The 18014-nt window shown below is 62.7% G+C and carries 16 protein-coding genes; 6 read left to right on the top strand and 10 right to left on the bottom strand.

The genetic code is table 11. From position 1 onward, the window contains the following. The first annotated feature begins 26 nt into the window (after positions 1-26). Complete coding sequence (locus ACMNAY_RS02400; protein WP_418718248.1) at positions 27-473, top strand: ImmA/IrrE family metallo-endopeptidase; 447 nt, start codon at positions 27-29, stop codon at positions 471-473. After that, positions 470-1114 (top strand): phosphatidic acid phosphatase, encoded by a 645-nt coding sequence (locus ACMNAY_RS02395; protein WP_418718247.1) that lies wholly within the window; start codon positions 470-472, stop codon positions 1112-1114. Before ACMNAY_RS02400 ends, ACMNAY_RS02395 begins: the two co-directional genes overlap by 4 nt. A 94-nt stretch (positions 1115-1208) precedes the next feature. On the opposite strand, the gene ACMNAY_RS02390 is transcribed toward ACMNAY_RS02395, so the two are convergent. After that, positions 1209-2711: an IMP dehydrogenase gene (locus ACMNAY_RS02390; protein WP_418718246.1), complete on the bottom strand. Its 1503-nt coding sequence runs from the start codon at positions 2709-2711 to the stop codon at positions 1209-1211. 441 nt (positions 2712-3152) lie between these two features. After that, positions 3153-3887, bottom strand: a complete 735-nt coding sequence (locus tag ACMNAY_RS02385) for an acyl-[acyl-carrier-protein] thioesterase (protein ID WP_418718245.1) — start codon at positions 3885-3887, stop codon at positions 3153-3155. Positions 3888-4070: 183 nt separating this feature from the next. Between ACMNAY_RS02385 and ACMNAY_RS02380 the strand changes: the two genes are divergently transcribed. Both ACMNAY_RS02380 and ACMNAY_RS02375 read left to right on the top strand, forming a co-directional pair. After that, on the top strand, positions 4071-7136 hold the full coding sequence (locus ACMNAY_RS02380; protein ID WP_418718244.1) for a M56 family metallopeptidase: 3066 nt from the start codon (positions 4071-4073) through the stop codon (positions 7134-7136). Beyond that, positions 7133-7522, top strand: a complete 390-nt coding sequence (locus ACMNAY_RS02375; RefSeq protein WP_418718243.1) for a BlaI/MecI/CopY family transcriptional regulator — start codon at positions 7133-7135, stop codon at positions 7520-7522. Before ACMNAY_RS02380 ends, ACMNAY_RS02375 begins: the two co-directional genes overlap by 4 nt. Before the next feature lie 79 nt (positions 7523-7601). On the opposite strand, the gene ACMNAY_RS02370 is transcribed toward ACMNAY_RS02375, so the two are convergent. The 8 genes from ACMNAY_RS02370 to ACMNAY_RS02335 form a co-directional block, all read right to left on the bottom strand. Beyond that, positions 7602-8843 carry an ABC transporter substrate-binding protein gene (locus tag ACMNAY_RS02370; protein ID WP_394975113.1) on the bottom strand — a complete coding sequence of 414 codons (1242 nt, stop codon included), beginning with the start codon at positions 8841-8843 and terminating at the stop codon, positions 7602-7604. A gap of 87 nt (positions 8844-8930) precedes the next feature. Then, positions 8931-9767 carry an ABC transporter permease gene (locus tag ACMNAY_RS02365; RefSeq protein ID WP_394975111.1) on the bottom strand — a complete coding sequence of 279 codons (837 nt, stop codon included), beginning with the start codon at positions 9765-9767 and terminating at the stop codon, positions 8931-8933. Then, positions 9767-10582, bottom strand: a complete 816-nt coding sequence (locus tag ACMNAY_RS02360) for an ABC transporter permease (protein WP_177521610.1) — start codon at positions 10580-10582, stop codon at positions 9767-9769. Before ACMNAY_RS02360 ends, ACMNAY_RS02365 begins: the two co-directional genes overlap by 1 nt. A gap of 3 nt (positions 10583-10585) precedes the next feature. Continuing rightward, a complete protein-coding gene (gene potA, locus ACMNAY_RS02355; RefSeq protein ID WP_394968069.1) occupies positions 10586-11626 on the bottom strand; it encodes a spermidine/putrescine ABC transporter ATP-binding protein in 1041 nt (346 codons plus the stop codon). Between the two features lie 351 nt (positions 11627-11977). Then, the gene (larC, locus tag ACMNAY_RS02350; protein ID WP_418718242.1) at positions 11978-13297 is read right to left on the bottom strand and encodes a nickel pincer cofactor biosynthesis protein LarC; all 1320 of its coding nucleotides are present in this window, start codon (positions 13295-13297) and stop codon (positions 11978-11980) included. A gap of 4 nt (positions 13298-13301) precedes the next feature. Then, positions 13302-14063, bottom strand: coding sequence for a nickel pincer cofactor biosynthesis protein LarB (larB, locus tag ACMNAY_RS02345; protein ID WP_418718241.1), 762 nt, complete (start codon positions 14061-14063; stop codon positions 13302-13304). A 3-nt stretch (positions 14064-14066) separates the two neighbouring features. Beyond that, on the bottom strand, positions 14067-14816 hold the full coding sequence (larE, locus tag ACMNAY_RS02340; RefSeq protein ID WP_418718240.1) for an ATP-dependent sacrificial sulfur transferase LarE: 750 nt from the start codon (positions 14814-14816) through the stop codon (positions 14067-14069). 178 nt (positions 14817-14994) lie between these two features. Beyond that, positions 14995-15372 (bottom strand): PH domain-containing protein, encoded by a 378-nt coding sequence (locus ACMNAY_RS02335; protein ID WP_418718239.1) that lies wholly within the window; start codon positions 15370-15372, stop codon positions 14995-14997. A 143-nt stretch (positions 15373-15515) separates the two neighbouring features. Here ACMNAY_RS02335 and ACMNAY_RS02330 point away from each other — a divergent pair, with 143 nt between their 5' ends. Next, on the top strand, positions 15516-16817 hold the full coding sequence (locus tag ACMNAY_RS02330) for a galactokinase (RefSeq protein ID WP_418718238.1): 1302 nt from the start codon (positions 15516-15518) through the stop codon (positions 16815-16817). Positions 16818-16838: 21 nt separating this feature from the next. Beyond that, the gene (locus tag ACMNAY_RS02325; protein ID WP_418718237.1) at positions 16839-17867 is read left to right on the top strand and encodes an aldose epimerase family protein; all 1029 of its coding nucleotides are present in this window, start codon (positions 16839-16841) and stop codon (positions 17865-17867) included. The last annotated feature ends 147 nt before the right edge of the window (positions 17868-18014 follow it).

Raw genomic sequence — 18014 nt, 5'->3', positions numbered from 1 at the left:
CAGCGTCACGGAGCGTGAAACAAACCATGGAACTTTCCGCACTCTACAACGACGCCCAGGAGCTGGACGCGCGTATTTATCCTTACAACATCGGTTTTGCCAGTGCGGCCACCATCGAAGTGGGCGGCCGCTACGGCATTTTCGTGGATTTTGACCAGCTGGGCGACCTGCGGGAATTCAAGGCCGCCCTTGCCCACGAGCTGGGCCATTGCGCCACCGGCTGCACCCATCGGGTGAGCAGCCCTTACGACCTTGTCTGCCGCCACGAGTACAAAGCAAACCGATGGGCCATCCAGCGGTATCTGCCCTTTGAGGCCCTTCAGCGGGCCATGAATGCAGGTTATACCGAGCCCTGGCAGCTGGCGGAATATTTCCAGCTGCCGGAGGACGCGGTGCGTCAGGCGCTCACCTATTATCTGCGGGTGCGGGGGCTTCGTTTCGCCCCCGCCGCCCCCTCGGAGGAAGACCAATGAATCAAATAAAAACCGGGCTGGCGGCTTTTGTGCTCCGCCGGCCCGAGACCTGGATCGCCGTAGGCTATTTTGCGTTCTATCTGGCGTCCTTTTTTCTGCTGGAGCGCATCACAGAGCCCCGCTTCATCATCCACAGCGCCCTGGACGACCTCATTCCCTTCTGCGAGTGGGGCATCATCCCCTATGCCAGCTGGTACCTGCTGCTGGTGGGCGGGCCGGTGTTCTTCCTTTTGAAGGACAAAGGCGATTATCTGCGGCTGTGCTTCATCATGTTCGTGGGCATGACCATCTGCCTTGCCCTTTATGTGGTGCTGCCCACCGGTCTCGACCTGCGCCAGCCCATTCCCCGGGACAATCTTCTCTGCAAAGCGGTGGAGCTGCTGCGCAGCATCGACACCCCCACCAACGTCTGCCCCTCCATCCATGTGTCCAGCACGGTGGCAGTGGGCATCGTGACGGTGCGCAGCCGGCTGTTCGACCGCCATGCCTGGTTCAAGATCCTGATGGTGATCGAGTGCCTGGCGGTGTGCTGGAGCACGCTGGCTCTGCAGCAGCACTCGGTGTGGGACGTGGCCGCCGGCGCAGCGCTGAGCTTTGCCCTCATGCCCATCGCCTGGAAACTGTGGCCCCAGACAAAATAACAAAAAACGCCCGCGCGTTCCTTTTGGGGAACACGCGGGCGTTTTCGCAAAGAAAAAGGCCCCGGCCAAACGGCCGGGGCCCTGTCTGTTTTTATCAGGCGTTGGTGTTGTTCTTCAGCACAACGTCGTGGCTGCCGCCCTCCACGATGCTGGTGGAGGAAACAACGGTGAGCCGCGCCTTTTCCTGCAGCTCCTCAATGCTCAGAGCGCCGCAGTTGCACATGGTGCTGCGCACCTTGTAGAGGGTGCTGGTCACGCCGTCGGCCAGGCTGCCGGCGTAGGGGACGTAGCTGTCCACGCCCTCTTCGAAGTTCAGTTTGGTGGCGCCGCCCAGGTCGTAACGCTGCCAGTTGCGGGCGCGGTTGGAGCCCTCGCCCCAGTACTCCTTCATGTACTGGCCGTTGATGCGCACCTTGTTGGTGGGGCTCTCGTCAAAGCGGGCGAAGTAGCGGCCCAGCATCACGAAGTCAGCGCCCATGGCCAGCGCCAGAGTGATGTGATAGTCGTGCACGATGCCGCCGTCGGAGCAGATGGGCACATAGATGCCGGTCTCCTTGTAGTACTCGTCCCGGGCCTTGGCCACCTCGATCACAGCGGTAGCCTGGCCGCGGCCGATGCCCTTGGTCTCACGGGTGATGCAGATGGAACCGCCGCCGATGCCGATCTTTACAAAGTCCGCGCCGGCCTCCGCCAGGAAGCGGAACCCGTCCTTATCCACCACGTTGCCGGCGCCCACCTTCACCTTGTCGCCGTAGCGCTCACGGATCCAGGCGATGGTGCGGCTCTGCCACTCGGTGAAGCCCTCGGAGGAGTCGATGCACAGCACATCCACGCCGGCGTCCACCAGAGCGGGCACGCGCTCGGCGTAGTCACGGGTGTTGATGCCCGCGCCCACAACGTAGCTTTTGCCGGCGTCCAGCAGCTCGTTCACGTTCTCCTTGTGGCTGTCGTAGTCCTTGCGGAACACCATGTACTTCAGGCAGCCGTTCTCGTCCACCAGGGGCAGAGAGTTGATCTTGTTGTCCCAGATGATGTCGTTGGCTTCCTTCAGGGTGGTGGTGTCGGGGGCGATGACCAGCTTGTCCAGCGGGGTCATGAAGTCCGCCACCTTCTCGGTGAGGGCCATGCGGCTGATGCGGTAGTCGCGGCTGGCAACGATGCCAACCAGCTTGCCATGGGCGGTGCCGTCCTCGGTGACGGCCACGGTGGAGTGACCGGTCTTCTCCTTCAGCGCCAGCACATCCGCCAGGGTGGCGGTGGGCTTCAGGTTGGAATCGCTGGTGACAAAGCCCTTTTTGTAGCTCTTCACCTTGCGCACCATCTCCGCCTCGCTCTCGATGCTCTGGGAGCCGTAGATGAAGGACACGCCGCCCTGTTTGGCCAGGGCGATGGCCAGATCCGGCCCGGAGACCGACTGCATGATGGCGCTGATCATGGGAATGTTCATGGTCAGGGGGCAATCCTCCTGGCCCTTGCGGAACTTCACCAGCGGGGTCTTAAGGCTCACCGCGTCGGGCACACACTCGGACGAGGAATACCCGGGCACCAGAAGATATTCGCCAAAGGTACGGCTGGGCTGATCGAAATAGTAGGCCATAACGCATCTCCTTTTATAACGTTCATTTCCCCTGTCGCGGGGTTAATTTTTAAAAGTGTACCACATTCGCGCACAAAATGCAAAATGCGGCTGCCACAAACTTTGGGCCGCTCTTTGCCGCAATCTGGTCATAACGACAAAATCCCGCAGAGAAGTACGACTACCCGGCGCGAATTGATAAACAAAACCCCCGCCGGAGGGACGGCGAGGGTTTTGTCACAGGACTTTCGGAACGCTCGTTGCGCCCGTTTTTGAGAACCGGACCGCACGGCCCGGCAGGAGGAGAAAAACGGTGAACGCTCCGCAACACATGAAAAAGGCTGTTGCTTTCTTGCAACTTCATTGTAACTTTTTTGAAACCTTTTGTCAACCCTTTCCCGTGAAAAAATTTCAAAATAATTACAATTTCAGTCTGTCGCCTTTCGCCTCCCCTTCGGGCGTTCACTCCACCGTCAGCACAGCCTCAAAGCAGGGGCGGCCGTCCGCCCGCTGGCCCGCAACGTACCAGCCGCCGTCCTCGGTGCGCCCGCGCACAAGTTCCGCGCTCTGGCCCGCAGGCAGCTCGTTGTGGTAACTGATGACCATGCTTTTCACTTCGCCGTCCGTCAGCACATCCAGAGGCAGCGCATCGGCGGCCGCGTCGGCGTAGCGGGTATTGTTCATGTGGCCGTTGGTGTCGCACCGGCTGTAGGTGGCGGTCACCTCGCCGGAGGGCTCTGTTTCGGCGGGCTTCGGAATGGTCACATCCAGGGTGAAGGGCACCTCTTCCGCAAAGCGCCCGATCTCAAAGGCCTCGGGCGGGCGGCGCAGGATGCGGCGGGTATCGGTGTCCACCAGTACCCAGCGGCTGTCCAGCAGCGCCACCCGCTCGCCCTTTTCGTCCCGGGCCTCGGTCACGCGCTTGTACACCGCCCGTTTGCACTGCTCCGGCATGGTGACGAGGGTCAGTACCTCGCCGCCCCGGGGCGTCCGCTCCATCTTCAGCGCCAGCTTTGCCAGCAGGAATACCGCATGATTCTGACGGTAAAACTCGTCGTTCATTCCGATTTGATCACATTGATCCATGGAGATCTGCTGGGCCATGCGCAAAAACGCCCCCGGCGTGAGCCGGTGGTTCATGTCACAATCGCAGTCCATCACCCGGAACTGCTCGGTGTAAAATTCGATCTCCGCCATGGAGCCAACGCCTCTCTTTCAAGTCAAAGCCGCCCGGGCCAGAGCCGGGCGGCGGAACACAGTGCTTTGGACGTTATTATATCATACTTTTGGAAAAGGCACAAACGGGGTTGACAGTTTTCTTTGACAGATGTAGAATGTAATCAGTCCTACTACACTTGTCAAACGTCTGGAGGTGTTCCCATGCGCACCCTGTTCCTGGACTATTTCGCCCAGAGCCTTGTGCTGGGTCTGGCAATTCTGGCGCTGCTGGCAGCCGCTCCGCTGCTTCAAAAGCGTTACAGTGGCCGCTGGTTCTGCCGGGCGTGGCTGGCGCTGGCAGTGCTGCTGGTGCTGCCCCTGCGGGCTGTTCTTCCCGAAAACGCCCCCGCAACAATAACGCTGACCCCTCCCGCGGCGCTGCTGGCGGCTGAGGAGCCCAGCGAGGCTCCAGCGCCCCTGACGGCAGTCCCCGGCCCGGACACAGAGCACCTGACCGCCCCGAGCGCACCTTCCGGTCAAATCACTGTGCCGGAGCAGAACATCGGTCAGGCGGTCGTCTCGCCCGAAACGGACTCTCCCGTGCCGGAAGCTCCCGCCGCCCCTTCCGAAGGCGAGGTCACCGTGACCGTATCCTCTTCCCCTCTGACCGCCTTAGCGCCGCTGGACTGGCTGTCCCTGCTCTGGCTGGGCGGCGTGGCGGCCGTAGCCGGATGGCAGTGGTTCGGCTATTTCGTCTGGCGTCGTATGGCGTTTCGCCGCGCCCTGCCCGCAAATGAGAGCTGGCAGGCCGCGCTGAGCGAAGCCCTCGCCCGCCAGCCGCTGGCAAAGCGGCCCCGGCTGCTGGCCAGTCCCGACGCGACCGGCGCAATGGCGGCAGGCCTTTTCCGCCCGGTGCTGCTGGTGCCGGAGGGCACACAGCCCGGCCCGGACGGCGCCTATCTGCTGGCCCATGAATTGACCCACCTGCACCGGAATGACCTGGCCCGCAAGGCATTGTTCAGCCTTGTCTTGGCGCTGCACTGGTACAATCCCGCTGCCTGGCTGCTGGCAAAACGGGCCGGGCGGGACATGGAGACCGCCTGCGACGAGGCAGTCCTTGCCGCATTGGGAACGGAGCACCGGGCCGCCTACTGCGACGCGCTGCTCCACGCGGTGAACCGTCGCCGTGCCCCGGCGCTGACCACCTGTTTTTCCCTCACAAAGGAAGATGTAAAGGCCCGCTTTGCCCGCTTGTGGGACACTACCCCCAAGCGGCGGGGCGCAGCGGCGCTGGCGGTGTTCTGCCTCGCCGCTGCCCTGGCGGGAACTCTGGTGGCCTGTAATACCGTGCCGGCAGAGGAACACTCGGAGCCCGTCGCATCTGCGCCGCCGGCCTCCACGGAGCCTGTGTCTGAACTTGCCACAAGCACCGACGTCTGGCCCTCGGTCTATTACGCCCACAACGGCGTTTTCACCACAGGTGCGGGTCTTTGGCCCCTGGAAGTATTCTCATCTGACACGGAAGACTTGAGTTATAACCGGGCCGCGGGCTACGTCTCCCCCGACCAGAAGTATTTCGGCCTCGCCCGGCCCGATGCCAACGCGGAACACCCGGGCCAGCTGGCTCTTTGGGTCTCCAATGACGGCGGCGAGAACTGGACCACCACCGCCCTGGACTGCTCGGCCTGGCTGGAACGGATGGGCGAAGAGGAGCACTGGGACCAGCGCAAGCAGTCGGTCTTTAACAAGAGCATCGCCTGGGCCATTCCCAAGCATTATCAGTTTGTCAGCCCGGAGGTTGGCTTCCTGGCCTTCTATGGCATGTATGAATCCGGCCCCACAGACAAGCGCGTCACCGCCACCAGCGATGCCTTTGTGCTGCTGCGCACCCTGGACGGCGGCGAAAACTTGCAGGAAATGTACTACGGCAATGGGCGTGACATCGGCAACGGCACCCCCTTCAACATCTCCACCAGCACTCCCTTCGCCTTTTTGAACGAAAACGTGGGCTTTTTGTGCGCCCACGGGGAAGGTTACAGCGAGAACGGTAAATTCAATCTGCTGCGCACCATCGACGGCGGGCAGACCTGGCAGCAGCTGGATCTTGGCGAAGTATCCGCCACTCTTCCCGGCGCGCCTTGGAAGCGAAGTCATGTCTGCGGCGCTCTGGGCTGTTCCACCAGTCATCTGCCACAGTCGGATCTCATCACCGGCGCCGAGCCCGGCTTCGCGGCCTTTTCAGCCTGGGGCGACAAAGGCGGCACCATCGGCGACACCGTGATACTCTACACCCGCGACTACGGAGCTTCCTGGCAATGGATGTACCGCTATGATGAGGAGACCCGCGCCCAGTACACCGCTTCCCTCATCGAATCCTACGCTTCGAAAGACGAAGTCTGGCCGGTGAGCTACTGCAACTGTGTGGCTGTGGAAAAGTGGCCCGACGGATTCGAGGGCACTGGAGCCGTGAAAGCAGGCTACACCTCCCCCGACGGCATGTATGCGGGCATGGTCCCTGTGTACTACGAGCGAAACGACCCCACCAGCCTGACCCTCTGGAACACTTCAGACGGCGGCGAGACCTGGACCACAACCACCATAGACTGTTCCGCCTGGCTGAAAGAGATGACCGAAGCGAATGACTGGGCCTCGCTGGAGGCGGACGGCGTGGGGAACGGCTCCGCCCGGGTGATGCCCAGCGCATACCAGTTCGTGAATCCCAGCACCGGCTTTCTTGCCTATTACGGCGGCTGGGAGTATGGTCCCACCCACAACCGTCACACCGTATATTCTCCCGGCTTCGTTCTGCTGCGCACCACCGACGGAGGCGAAACCTGGCAGGAGATGTACAGCGGCGATTGCAGCGACTTTGTGGGCGGCACCGGTGAGGGGATCTCTCTGTCCACCTCCCAGCCCTTCCTGTTCCTCAACGAAAAAGTGGGCTTCTTGTGCGCCCACGGCGGCGGTTACGGCACAAACGGCAAATTCAACCTGCTGCGCACGGTGGATGGCGGCCAGACCTGGCAGCTGCTGGACTTGAGCGAGGTGGTCTCCACCCTTCCGGGCGCTCCTTGGGACATGTGCCACATCTGCGGCACACTGGGCCTGGGCGGGACGAAATACGAGCCGGACCTGTTCAGCGACGCCCAGCCGGGCTTTGCAGCCTTTACCGGCTGGGGCGACAGCGGCGAGCAGTTGCAGTTCTACACCCGGGACTACGGCGAGAGCTGGCAGTGGACCACACGCACCCCGGCAGACATCACATCGCAGGAGGGAAACGAACCATGAGTGAATTAGAGATCAAACGCCTGCCCGACGCGGAACTGGAGATCATGAAGGAACTGTGGGCCGCTCCCGCCCCCCTGACCCGGGCACAGCTGGAAGAACGCCTTGCCCGTCGGCGCTGGGCCAGCACCACTCTGCTGGCGCTGCTGGGCCGGCTGGAGGCCAAGGGATACGTCGCCCGCGAAAAACAGGGCAAAGGCTACCTCTACGCTGCGGCCCTTGCCCGGGAGGACTACTTGCCGGTGGAAAGCCGCTCGGCGCTGGAGCGGATGTTCGGCGGCAGCGCCAAGAACCTTATCGCCGCCATGGCCCAGACGAAAGACCTTTCCAAAGAGGACATCGATGAACTGGCAGCCTATCTTGAAGAGCTGAAAGCGGGCGGGCGCTGAACCTCCTTGCCCGCCTCAAATCAAAAAGCGCCCCGCGGTCGTTAGACCGCGGGGCACTCTTTTTATTCAGAACCGGGATTTAGTAATCCTCGCGCTGCTTTTTGCGGTTGCGGCTCCAGAACAGAAGCACGATCACAGCCACAGCCACCACAAGGGCCACAGGGATCAGCCAGCTGCTGCCACCCTCGCTGTAGCTCTTCATGTCGCTCCAGGCCTTGTCCATGGCGGCGTTGATGTCGTCAGGCAGAACGGTGAACACCTCGGTGTTGGCCAGCACTTCCTCGCTGGGGTAAGCCACCTCGCTGTACTTCAGATCATCAGGCAGCTGCTCCCACACCTCGGTGATGGGGGTGGAGTAGCCGATGTAGTCACAGTTGGCCACGCCCACGCTGGTCTCACACATATAGTTGATGAACATCTCAGCGGCTTCCTTGTTCTTGCTGCCGGCGGGGATGCACATGGCGTCCACGAAGTAGTTGGTGCCCTCTTCGGGGATAACGAAGCCCAGATCCGGGTTCTCGTCCATCATCACCAGAGCGTCGCCGGCGTAGTAGGGAGCCAGAGCAGCCTCGCCGCCCTCCATCTTGTCGAAGATCTCGTCCATCACGTAGGCCTGCACCAGGCTCTTCTGGGCCTTCAGTTCCTCGGCGATGGTCTCCACCTCCTCCACGGTGGTGGGGTTCAGGCTCATGCCCAGACGCTTGGCGGCAATGGCGAAGGCGTCGCGGCTGTTGTTGAACATCAGGATGGAGTTCTCATACTTCTCATCCCACATGGCGTCCCAGCTGGTGGGCGCTTCGTCCACCATGGTGGTGTTGTAGACAAGGCCCACAACGCCCCAGGTGTAGGGCACGCTGTACTCATCGTTCGGGTCGTAGTCCAGACCCTTGTACTGCTCGCCGATCTTGGCCATGTTGGGGATGTTGTCGAAGTTCAGCTTCTCCAGCATGCCCTCGTTGATCATCTTGCCGATCATGTAATCGCTGGGGATGATCACGTCATAGTCCGCACCGCCGCTCTTGAGCTTGGCGTACAGGCTCTCGTTGGTGTCGTAGGTGGTGTAGTTCACTTCGATGCCGGTGAGCTCGGTGAAAGCGGACAGAACGTCCACGCTCTCGTCACTTCCGTCGGAGATGTACAGGCCCCAGTTGTAGACGTTCAGGGTGATGCCCTGGTCGGCAAGGCGGGTCCAGTCATAGTCGGCGCTGACCTGGATGTCATCGTTGACCACGATCATTTCCTCGTCGGCCGCCGCAGCGGGCATGGCCATTGCGCCCGCGCACAGCAGTGCAGCGAGCAGGGTGCAGAACAGTTTTTTCATTGATTTCCTCCGTTCGCGGCCTCTTTGGGCCACTTATGATTTGCCCCGCGGCCCCACAAAGCCGCCCCTCGGGCATTTTTTATATTATCAGGACTTCCGGGCTTCACGCCGTCCGTCCAGATAATTGTAGACAAGGATGATGCTCAGGATCACCAGGAACATCACCGTGGAAAGGGCGTTGATCTCCGGGCTGACCTTCTTGCGGGTCATGCTGTAGATCACGATGGGCAGCGTCTGAGTGGTGCCGCTGGTGAAGTAGGAGATCAGAAAATCGTCGATGGAATAGGTCAGGCAGATGAGGAAGGCGGAGAGAATGGCCGGGGCCAGCTCCGGCAGCACCACCTTGAAGAACGCCTGCTTGGGGTTGCACCCCAGGTCCAGCGCCGCCTCGTAGACCCGCACGTCCAGCTGGCGGAGCTTGGGCGAAACGTTGAAGATGACGTAGGGCAGGCAGAAAGAGATGTGCGCCACCAGCAGGGTGGGCAGGCCGAAGACGTTCTCCGGCAGGGCCCAGCCCAGATTCTGGTTGGCCCAGGCAAAGCCGTCCTTGACCACCACGAAAAGCAGCATCAGCGAAACGCCGGTGATGATCTCGGGGTTAACGACAGGCATATAGCTGATGTTGTTGATGACCGCCTGGCTGCGCTTGCCCATGGCGTTGATGCCGATGGCCGCAGCGGTGCCGACCACGGTGGCCACCACCGCGGCGATGAGCGCAACCACAAGGCTCAGGCCCAGAGCGCTCAGGATCATCTCATTGTGGAACAGGCTCTTGTACCATTTAAAGGTGAACCCGGTGAAAACGGTGCGGCTCTTGCTCTCGTTGAAACTGAACACCGCCATTACGGCGATGGGCACATACATGAAGGAGAACAGCAGAACGAGATACACCCGCTGCAAAGCGCGAAGATGAGACTGTTTCATTACATGACCCCCTCCACACCGTCTTTGTTGCCGCTGGTGTTGGTCAGGCTCATGCACAAAAGCACGATGACCATCAGCACCAGGCTCATGGCGCTGCCCAGATTGTAGTTATAGCTGTTGCCCAAAAACTGCAGCTCGATCAGATCGCCCACCAGCATGGTGTCACCGCCGCCCAGCATGCGGCTGATGATGAAGGTGGAAACGCTGGGCACGAACACCATGGTGATGCCGGTGGCGATGCCGGGCATCGCCAGAGGGATGAGCACCCGGCCCAGCACCCGGAAGATGTCGGCGCCCAGGTCCTGGGCGGCCTCAATGATGCTGTTGTCGATCTTCACCATGGCGGTGTAGAGCGGCAGGATCATGTAGGGCAGATAGTTGTAGACCATGCCCAGAACAACGGCGCCCTGGGTGTTGATCATCTCAAAGGGCCCGATGCCGAACAGGCCCAGGAAACGGTTGATGAGGCCGTTGTTTTCCAACAGGCTCATCCAGGCGTAGGTGCGCAGAAGGAAGTTCATCCACATGGGCAGGATGACCAGCATCTGCATCATCCGCTGGCTGGAAACGGGCAGACGGCTGAGCCAGTAGCCCACCGGGAACGCCAGCACAAGGCAGATCACCGTGGCGATGGCGGCCAGGAGCAGGCTGCGCACGAACACGGTGGTGTAGTCGCCCAGCGCGGTGATGTTCTCCAGCGTAAAGGCGCCGCTTTTGGTGGTGAACGCAAAGTACACCACGATCAAAAGCGGCACAGCGATGAACACCGTCATCCAGATGAGGTACGGAAAGGCGAGGCTCTTATTTTTCAGCATGGCTCATTCCTCCATGCGGGCCATGATGTGGATCTCATCCGGCCCGATGCGCATGCCGATCAACTCGCCGGGGGCGCTGGCCTGGGTGGAGTGGATCATCCACTCGTAGCCGGCCTGCTCCACGTGCATCTCAAAGTGCACCCCCTTGAAGATGACGTCCTTCACGATGCCGGTGAGCTGGCCCTGGATGGCAGGCACCACCTGCACGTCCTCGGGGCGCACCACCACCTGCACCGGCTGGTTGCGCTCGAAGCCCTTGTCCACACAGGTGAACTGGCTGCCGGCGAACTCCACCTGGAAGTCCTTCAGCATGATGCCGTCCAGAATATTGCTCTCGCCGATGAAATCCGCCACAAAGGCGTTCTGCGGCTCGTTGTAGATGTCCTCGGGGCTGCCGATCTGCTGGATGTCGCCGTCGTTCATCACCACCACGGTGTCGCTCATGGTCAGGGCTTCCTCCTGATCGTGGGTGACGTAGATGAAGGTGATGTCCATGGCCTGCTGCAGACGTTTCAGCTCCAGCTGCATCTCCTTGCGCAGCTTCAGGTCCAGCGCGCCCAGAGGCTCGTCCAGCAGAAGGACCTTCGGGTGGTTCACCAGGCCCCGGGCAATGGCCACGCGCTGCTGCTGGCCGCCGGAAAGGCGGTCGGTGTGGCGGCGCTCAAAGCCCTTGAGGCCCACCACTTCCAGCATCTCCAGCACGCGGGAGCGGATCTCCTTCTCCGGTAGCTTCTGCAGCCGCAGGCCGAAGGCCACGTTCTCGAACACGTTCAGGTGCGGGAACAAGGCATACTTCTGGAACACCGTATTCACCTGGCGCTTATAGGGCGGCAGGCCGGTGATGTCCTTGCCATTAAAAAAAACATTGCCCGACTTCGGCTGAACGAATCCTCCGATGACCCGGAGCGTGGTGGTCTTGCCGCAGCCCGAAGGCCCAAGGAAGGTCACAAACTCCTTGTCGTGGATGTCCAGCGACAGGCCGGTCAGCACCGGCTCGCCGTCAAAGTCGACAACAATGTTTTTCAGCGATACGATCTCATTCATTTCATGCATCCCCCTTTGCGGAACTCTCCCGGGGTGGACAGCCCGCGGGTCAGCGCCAATTATATCGCCCCGCAAAAGGTTTGTTACACTGCCTGTGGGCCTTACAAAATGTTAGAGCCTCCTTGCCACGGCAGCTACAGCGATACATACAACGCCAATGTGTTTGACGGGGGTTTCCCGCCTTAGATGCAACACACGATTGTTATTATACAGGCCCGCCCCCCTATGTCAATAGGTTTGTGCAAATTCTTTTGAAAAATGCCGGAATATATCCCAATAGGGCGTTATATTCCGGCATTTTTTCGAATTATTTAAGATAAACCTTGAAAATGCTTAAAAAAACGCTGTCTTTCACCGTTTTTCAAAAGCGCGGCGCGCCGCCTCCAGCACAGTTTCCAGAGGCACTCCGGCAGCCGCTGCGGCCGCCGCCGCCTGGTCAAATTCCGCCTTGGCCTTGGCCGGCGCGGCGGGCGAAAACTTCACGTCCACCGGGCCGTAAGGGGTGTCCACCCGGCGGCATTTCCGGGGCTGGGCCACCCGCTCCATCTCGCAGCGACGCACGCCCCAGCTGGTGGTGTGGGCCAGCATAAGATCGGTCAGCCGGTCCGCGTCGGCGGGGCGGCACAGGCAGCACAGCTTCACCGCCGGGCGGTTTTTCTTCATCTGAATGGCCTCGGTGTAAACGTCCAGCGCACCGGCGGCCAGCAGCACACCGGCGGCGTAGGCAATGGCCTCGCCGGTCATATCGTCCAGGTTGCAGGCCAGTTCCTCAACGCGCTCACGTCCGCCGTTTGCGCTCTCGCCCCAGAAGGCCCGCACCACGTTGGCGGCGGCGAAGTCCTTGTTGCCGGCGCCAACGCCCACAGCCCCGACCGTCATGGCGGGCATCGGCCCGAAGGAGGAGGCAAAGGTGCGCAGCAGCGCCGCGCCGGTGGGGGTGCACAGTTCCGCCTTCACATCGCCGCTGTAACAGGGGATGCCCCGCACCAGCCACGCGGTGGCGGGGGCGGGCACCGGCAGCACGCCGTGGGCGCACTTCACCTGGCCGCTGCCCAGATTCACCGGGCTGGCCACCACCCGGTCGGGAGCCAGCCACTCCATCAGCAGGCACACCGCCGTCACGTCCGCCACAGCGTCCAGCGCACCCACCTCGTGGAAGTGCACCAACTCCACCGGCTGGCCGTGGGCATGGGCCTCGGCCTCGGCGATGAGTCCGTAGACCTCCATGGTCTTTTTCTTCACAGACTCCGGTACGGGCAGCCCCTCCACGATGGCCCGCACATCCGCCAGACTGGCGTGATGGTGGCCGTGATGATGCTCATGTTCATGGCCGTGCTCGTGGTCATGTTCATGCTCGTGTTCGTGCTCATGGGTATGCTCATGGGTATGCTCATGCTCGTGCGGATGCCCATGGTCATGAATATGGGCCTCTTCCGCCCCGCCGCAGGGCACGTCGTGGCTGTGCTCCTCCTCGCCGTGGGCCAGCACGGTCACATGCAGGCCCCGCACGCCGCATTTCTCGGCGGGGTCCACCCGCACCTGGACGCCGGGGATGGCATTCATCACCTGCAAAAACTCCTGCCGCCGCTCTTCGGGCAAAAGGTCCAGTAACGCCGCGGTGAGCATATCCCCCGCCGCGCCCATGTTGCATTCCAGAAACAGCGTTTTCATGCCGTCAATCCTCCTTCGCCATGTGGTTGATCATGCTGGCCAGATACCCCGCGCCGAAGCCGTTGTCGATGTTCACCACGCTCACCCCGCTGGCGCAGGAGTTGAGCATCGAGAGCAGCGCCGACAGCCCGCCAAAGTTGGCCCCGTAGCCCACGCTGGTGGGCACGGCGATCACCGGGCAGTCCACAAGGCCGCCCACCACGCTGGCCAGCGCCCCTTCCATGCCCGCCACGGCGATGACCACCTTGGCCTGCATCAGCACGTCCAGCCTCGCCAGCAGCCGGTGCAGCCCGGCCACGCCCACGTCGTAGACCCGCTCCACCCGGTTGCCCATGGCCTCGGCGGTGCGGGCGGCTTCTTCGCAGACAGCCATGTCGCTGGTTCCGCCGCTGACCACGGCGATGAGGCCCTTGGGGTCCTCAATGGGAGCCGGATTGGCAAGGCCGAAGCGGGAGAGAGGGTCATAGTCCAGCGGAACGCCCTCCCCCTTCACCTTTTCGGCGGCCTCGGCGCTCATGCGGGTGACGATGATGTTCTTCGCGCCCCGCCCGGCCATGGCCCGCAAAATGCCCGCGATCTGCTCCGGGGTCTTGCCCGCTCCGTAAATGACCTCCTGGGCCCCCTGGCGCAGGCCCCGGTGGTGATCCACCTTGGCGTAGCCCAGATCCTCAAAGGGCTGCATCTTCATCTGCAAAAGCGCGTCCCGGGGGCTGGTCTCGCCCGCTTTCACCCGCTCCAGAAGTTCCAGCATTTCCTGCTGTTCCATGTTTCACTCCTCCTTCCGGGGCGCAAGGTCCAACAGCACCCCATCAAACCAGGGCGCCAGCGCCCCGGTGATCTCCCCATGGCGGCGCACCGCCTCCTCAAACTGGCCGGCGGGCAGCTGCAAACGGCCCAGCCGCCCCAGCACCCGCACTCTCAGGTCGGAAAATCCCATCGCCATCAGTGCGCCTTCCGCCCGCTCCACACGCCGAAGGGTCTCAGCTTCCAGCGGAGTGCCGGTGGGCACCCGGGTGGCAAGGCAGGCATAGGCCGGTTTTGCGGCGGTGAACAGGCCCAGTTCCCGGCTCATGCGCCGCACGTCCGCCTTGGTCAGCCCGCACAGTCGCAGTGGGCTCACCACCTTCAGCTCCGCCAGAGCCCGCATACCGGGCCGGTCGGAGGCGTCGTCGCTGGCGTTGGTGCCGTCCCACACTTCCGAAAAGCCGTCCGCCGCGGCGGCGCTCACCAGCGCCGAGAAAATCATCCTCTTACAATAATAACAGCGCTGCGGCCCGTTGGCCCGCACCTGTTCGTCCTCCAGCGGGCGGGCTTCCAGCACCCGAAGCTCCACCCCCAGCTGCTCACAGAGACGCTTTGCGTCCTCCAGCTCAAAGGCGGGCTGAAACGCACTGTGCACGAAATAGGGCTGCACCCGGCATCCCGCCTTCACCGCCGCCGCCAGCAACAGGGCGGAATCGGTGCCTCCGGAAAAGGCCAGCGCCGCGGCTTTGCCCCGCAAAAATTCTTCCAGCTTCATCCCCACACCTCAAATCACTAAAAAATGCCGCGAAAGCGCCGCCCTTCGCCGCATGGCGGGGCAGCCTTGCCTTCGTGGCATTCTCTTCGTTGTTTAAAAAAACGCGCCGCCGCGCCTTCCTGACGCGGACTTATCGGGTCTTATTGTAGCACAATGGCCGCCGGGTGTAAAGCGAGGCTCACAGCAGCTCGCCGTCGTCCTCGTCGCTCATGAACTCCCGGCTGCTCACCCGTTTGGCCATCCGTTCGGCCTCCACCAGGTCGGAGAGCTTCTCCTTCACGGCGTCGGAGTCGGGGATCCACTTGATGTCGAACTCGGGGGTGGATTTGTCCGCCGAGCAGCAGTGGATGGTGCCCAGCCCGAACAGGCGCTGGCCCAGCGAGCGGCGCAGGGTCACGTCCATGATGCGGTAGAGGCGCACTTCCTCTTCCTTGGTATTCAGAATACCGGTCTGAATGAGCAGCTTCTCCTTGGTGAGGACGTATTTCGTAAAGGTCCAGGGCAGACCGAAGATGATGCGCTTGCGGTCCTGCCAGACAACGCCGGGTCGCTCCATGGCGGTCCCTCCTTTTCTGTTCTTCATTATATTATACAATTCCTGTCTTTTCTTGACAAGAACCCCTCCCGGCCCTGTACGCGGCGGGGCTTTCATGGTATAATGAACGGGACAAAAAACGCCCGTGAAAGGGGTCTTATCCAATGAGAAACATCCAACAGCTCCGCGCAGATCTTTCCGCCGGCCGGTGGGACGCCGCTTTTGCCAGCCTGTACGGCTGCGCCGGCCGCTCCGCCGCCGAATGCCGCGCCCGCTACGCCCGCCTGACCGAGGGCTTTGCCGCCGCCTTTGGCGACGGCGAGCGGGAGTTTGCCTTCTACTCCGCCCCCGGCCGCACCGAGCTGGGCGGCAACCACACCGACCACCAGCACGGCCGCGTGCTGGCCGCCAGCGTGGATCTGGACGTCATCGCGCTGGCCGCGCCCAACGGCACCAACACGGTGCGTGTGCTCAGCGAAGGCTTTGAGATGGACGTGGTGGATCTGGACCGTCTGACCCCCGTGGAGGAGGAGGCCAACCACTCCGCCTCTCTGGTGCGGGGCGTGTGCGCCGCCTTTGCCGAAAAAGGCTGGCCGGTGCAGGGCTTCGATGCCTACACCACCTCCGCAGTGCTGAAGGGCAGCGGCCTTTCCAGCTCCGCCGCCTTTGAGGTGCTCATCGGCAACATCGCCAACCATCTGTTCGCCGGCGGCGCCGAGAACCCCGTCACCATCGCCCAGATCGGCCAGTACGCCGAGAACGTCTTCTTCGGCAAGCCTTCCGGCCTTTTGGACCAGATGGCCAGCTCCGTGGGCGGCGTGGTGGCCATGGACTTTGCCGACCCCGCCGCGCCGGTGGTGCGTCCCCTCTCGCTGGACCTGGCGGGCCAGGGCTATGCCCTGTGCATCGTGGACACCGGCGCCGACCACGCCGACCTCACCGGCGAGTACGCCGCCATTCCCGCCGAGATGAAAGCGGTGGCCGCCGCCCTGGGCGGCCAGGTGCTGCGGGACGTGCCCAAGGAATCCTTCTACAACGCCCTGCCCGCCCTGCGCAAGGAACTGGGCGACCGGGCGGTGCTGCGTGCCTTCCACTTCTACGCCGACGACGAGCGGGCCGCCCTGCAGGCGGACGCGCTGGCCGCGGGCGAGTTCGACCGCTACCTGCGTCTGGTGAGCGAAAGCGGCGTTTCCAGCTTCAACTACCTGCAGAACGTGTTCTGCCGTTCCAAGCCCGCCGAGGAACAGCCGGTGGCCGTGGCGCTGGCGCTGGCGGGCACCCTGCTGGCCGGCCGCGGCGCCCACCGCGTGCACGGCGGCGGCTTCGCCGGCACCATCCAGGCCTACGTGCCGCTGGACTTCGTGCCCGCCTTCAAAGCCGGCATGGAGGCACTGCTGGACGAGGGGATGTGCCATGTGGTGTCCATCCGCCCGGTGGGCGGCGTCCACCTGACCGAAAACGACTGAACGAACGGGAGGGCTGCACCCATGTCTGTGACGAAAGAACTGTTCCTCACCCTGCCGGACGGCACCCCCGTCCACCGCTATACCCTGGAAAAAGACGGCGTCTCCCTCTCGGTGCTGGATCGGGGTTCCACCCTGCAGCGGGTGGCTGTGCCCGGCCCGGAAGGCGAGCCTGTGGAAGTGCTGCTGAACTACACTGACCCCGCCGCCTATCTCTCCTGCCCGGACTATCTGGGCGCCTTTGTGGGGCGGGTGGCCAACCGCATCGCCAAAGGGCATTTTACCCTGGACGGCAAGGAGTATCAGCTGGCCTGCAACAACGGTGAGAACCATCTGCACGGCGGCGTGGACGGCTTCAACAGCCGGGTGTTCCGCCTTGTCCGGGCGGAGGACGACCTGCTGGAACTGGCCCTCACCAGTCCCGACGGCGACCAGGGCTATCCCGGCAAACTGGAGCTTACGGTGCGCTGGAAGCTGCTGGAAGACGGCTTCTCCCTGGAGTGGGAAGCCTCGTCGGACAAGGCCACTCCCGCCGCCTTCACCTGCCACGCCTACTGGAACCTGGCAGGCAAGGACGCGGGCCCCGAAGCCATGGAAGGCCACCGTCTGCACCTCTTTGCCGGTCACTACACTCCGGTGGGCGAGACTCTCATTCCCACCGGCGAGCTGGCGGCGGTGGAAGGTACCCCCTTCGACTTCACCGCGCCCCACGCCATCGGCGAGCGCATCGGGCAGGATTGCCCCCAGCTTTCCATCGCCGGCGGCTACGACCACAACTTCGCGCTGGACGCCGCCCCCGGCCCCGACGGTCTGCGTCCGCTGGCCGAGGTGACGAGCCCCGCCACCGGCATCACCATGACGGTGGAGACCACCCTGCCCGGCGTGCAGTTCTACTCGGGCAACTTCATGCAGGGCCACGCAAAGCGCAGCGGCTTCTGTCTGGAGCCCCAGACCTTCCCCGACGCGGTGAACCAGCCCGCCTTCGGCCAGGACGTCATCCTGCGCCCCGGCCAGGTCCGCCGCGACGCCATCCGCTGGCGTTTCAGCCTGTAAAGAATGCAATAAATAACCCCCGGCCAAGCCGGGGGTTTTTCACATGCGGGCATAGCCCTAGAATACTAGCATGCGCGTCACGTCGCGCAAGTACGGTCTGCCAGCCGCGAAAGTTCTGTTACTTGCCGCCCGTAAACGGGCGCTTTA

The sequence above is a fragment of the Candidatus Allofournierella merdipullorum genome (assembly GCF_048426865.1).
Taxonomy (GTDB): Bacteria; Bacillota; Clostridia; order Oscillospirales; family Ruminococcaceae; genus Allofournierella_A; species Allofournierella_A merdipullorum.
This window is presented reverse-complemented; position numbering and strand designations above follow the sequence as displayed.

Coding starts and splice junctions, on each gene's coding strand:
- ACMNAY_RS02400 (WP_418718248.1), top strand. CDS start 27: ATGGAACTTTCCGCACTCTACAACGACGCCCAGGAGCTGGACGCGCGT.
- ACMNAY_RS02395 (WP_418718247.1), top strand. CDS start 470: ATGAATCAAATAAAAACCGGGCTGGCGGCTTTTGTGCTCCGCCGGCCC.
- ACMNAY_RS02390 (WP_418718246.1), bottom strand. CDS start 2,711: ATGGCCTACTATTTCGATCAGCCCAGCCGTACCTTTGGCGAATATCTT.
- ACMNAY_RS02385 (WP_418718245.1), bottom strand. CDS start 3,887: ATGGCGGAGATCGAATTTTACACCGAGCAGTTCCGGGTGATGGACTGC.
- ACMNAY_RS02380 (WP_418718244.1), top strand. CDS start 4,071: ATGCGCACCCTGTTCCTGGACTATTTCGCCCAGAGCCTTGTGCTGGGT.
- ACMNAY_RS02375 (WP_418718243.1), top strand. CDS start 7,133: ATGAGTGAATTAGAGATCAAACGCCTGCCCGACGCGGAACTGGAGATC.
- ACMNAY_RS02370 (WP_394975113.1), bottom strand. CDS start 8,843: ATGAAAAAACTGTTCTGCACCCTGCTCGCTGCACTGCTGTGCGCGGGC.
- ACMNAY_RS02365 (WP_394975111.1), bottom strand. CDS start 9,767: ATGAAACAGTCTCATCTTCGCGCTTTGCAGCGGGTGTATCTCGTTCTG.
- ACMNAY_RS02360 (WP_177521610.1), bottom strand. CDS start 10,582: ATGCTGAAAAATAAGAGCCTCGCCTTTCCGTACCTCATCTGGATGACG.
- potA (WP_394968069.1), bottom strand. CDS start 11,626: ATGAATGAGATCGTATCGCTGAAAAACATTGTTGTCGACTTTGACGGC.
- larC (WP_418718242.1), bottom strand. CDS start 13,297: ATGAAAACGCTGTTTCTGGAATGCAACATGGGCGCGGCGGGGGATATG.
- larB (WP_418718241.1), bottom strand. CDS start 14,063: ATGGAACAGCAGGAAATGCTGGAACTTCTGGAGCGGGTGAAAGCGGGC.
- larE (WP_418718240.1), bottom strand. CDS start 14,816: ATGAAGCTGGAAGAATTTTTGCGGGGCAAAGCCGCGGCGCTGGCCTTT.
- ACMNAY_RS02335 (WP_418718239.1), bottom strand. CDS start 15,372: ATGGAGCGACCCGGCGTTGTCTGGCAGGACCGCAAGCGCATCATCTTC.
- ACMNAY_RS02330 (WP_418718238.1), top strand. CDS start 15,516: ATGAGAAACATCCAACAGCTCCGCGCAGATCTTTCCGCCGGCCGGTGG.
- ACMNAY_RS02325 (WP_418718237.1), top strand. CDS start 16,839: ATGTCTGTGACGAAAGAACTGTTCCTCACCCTGCCGGACGGCACCCCC.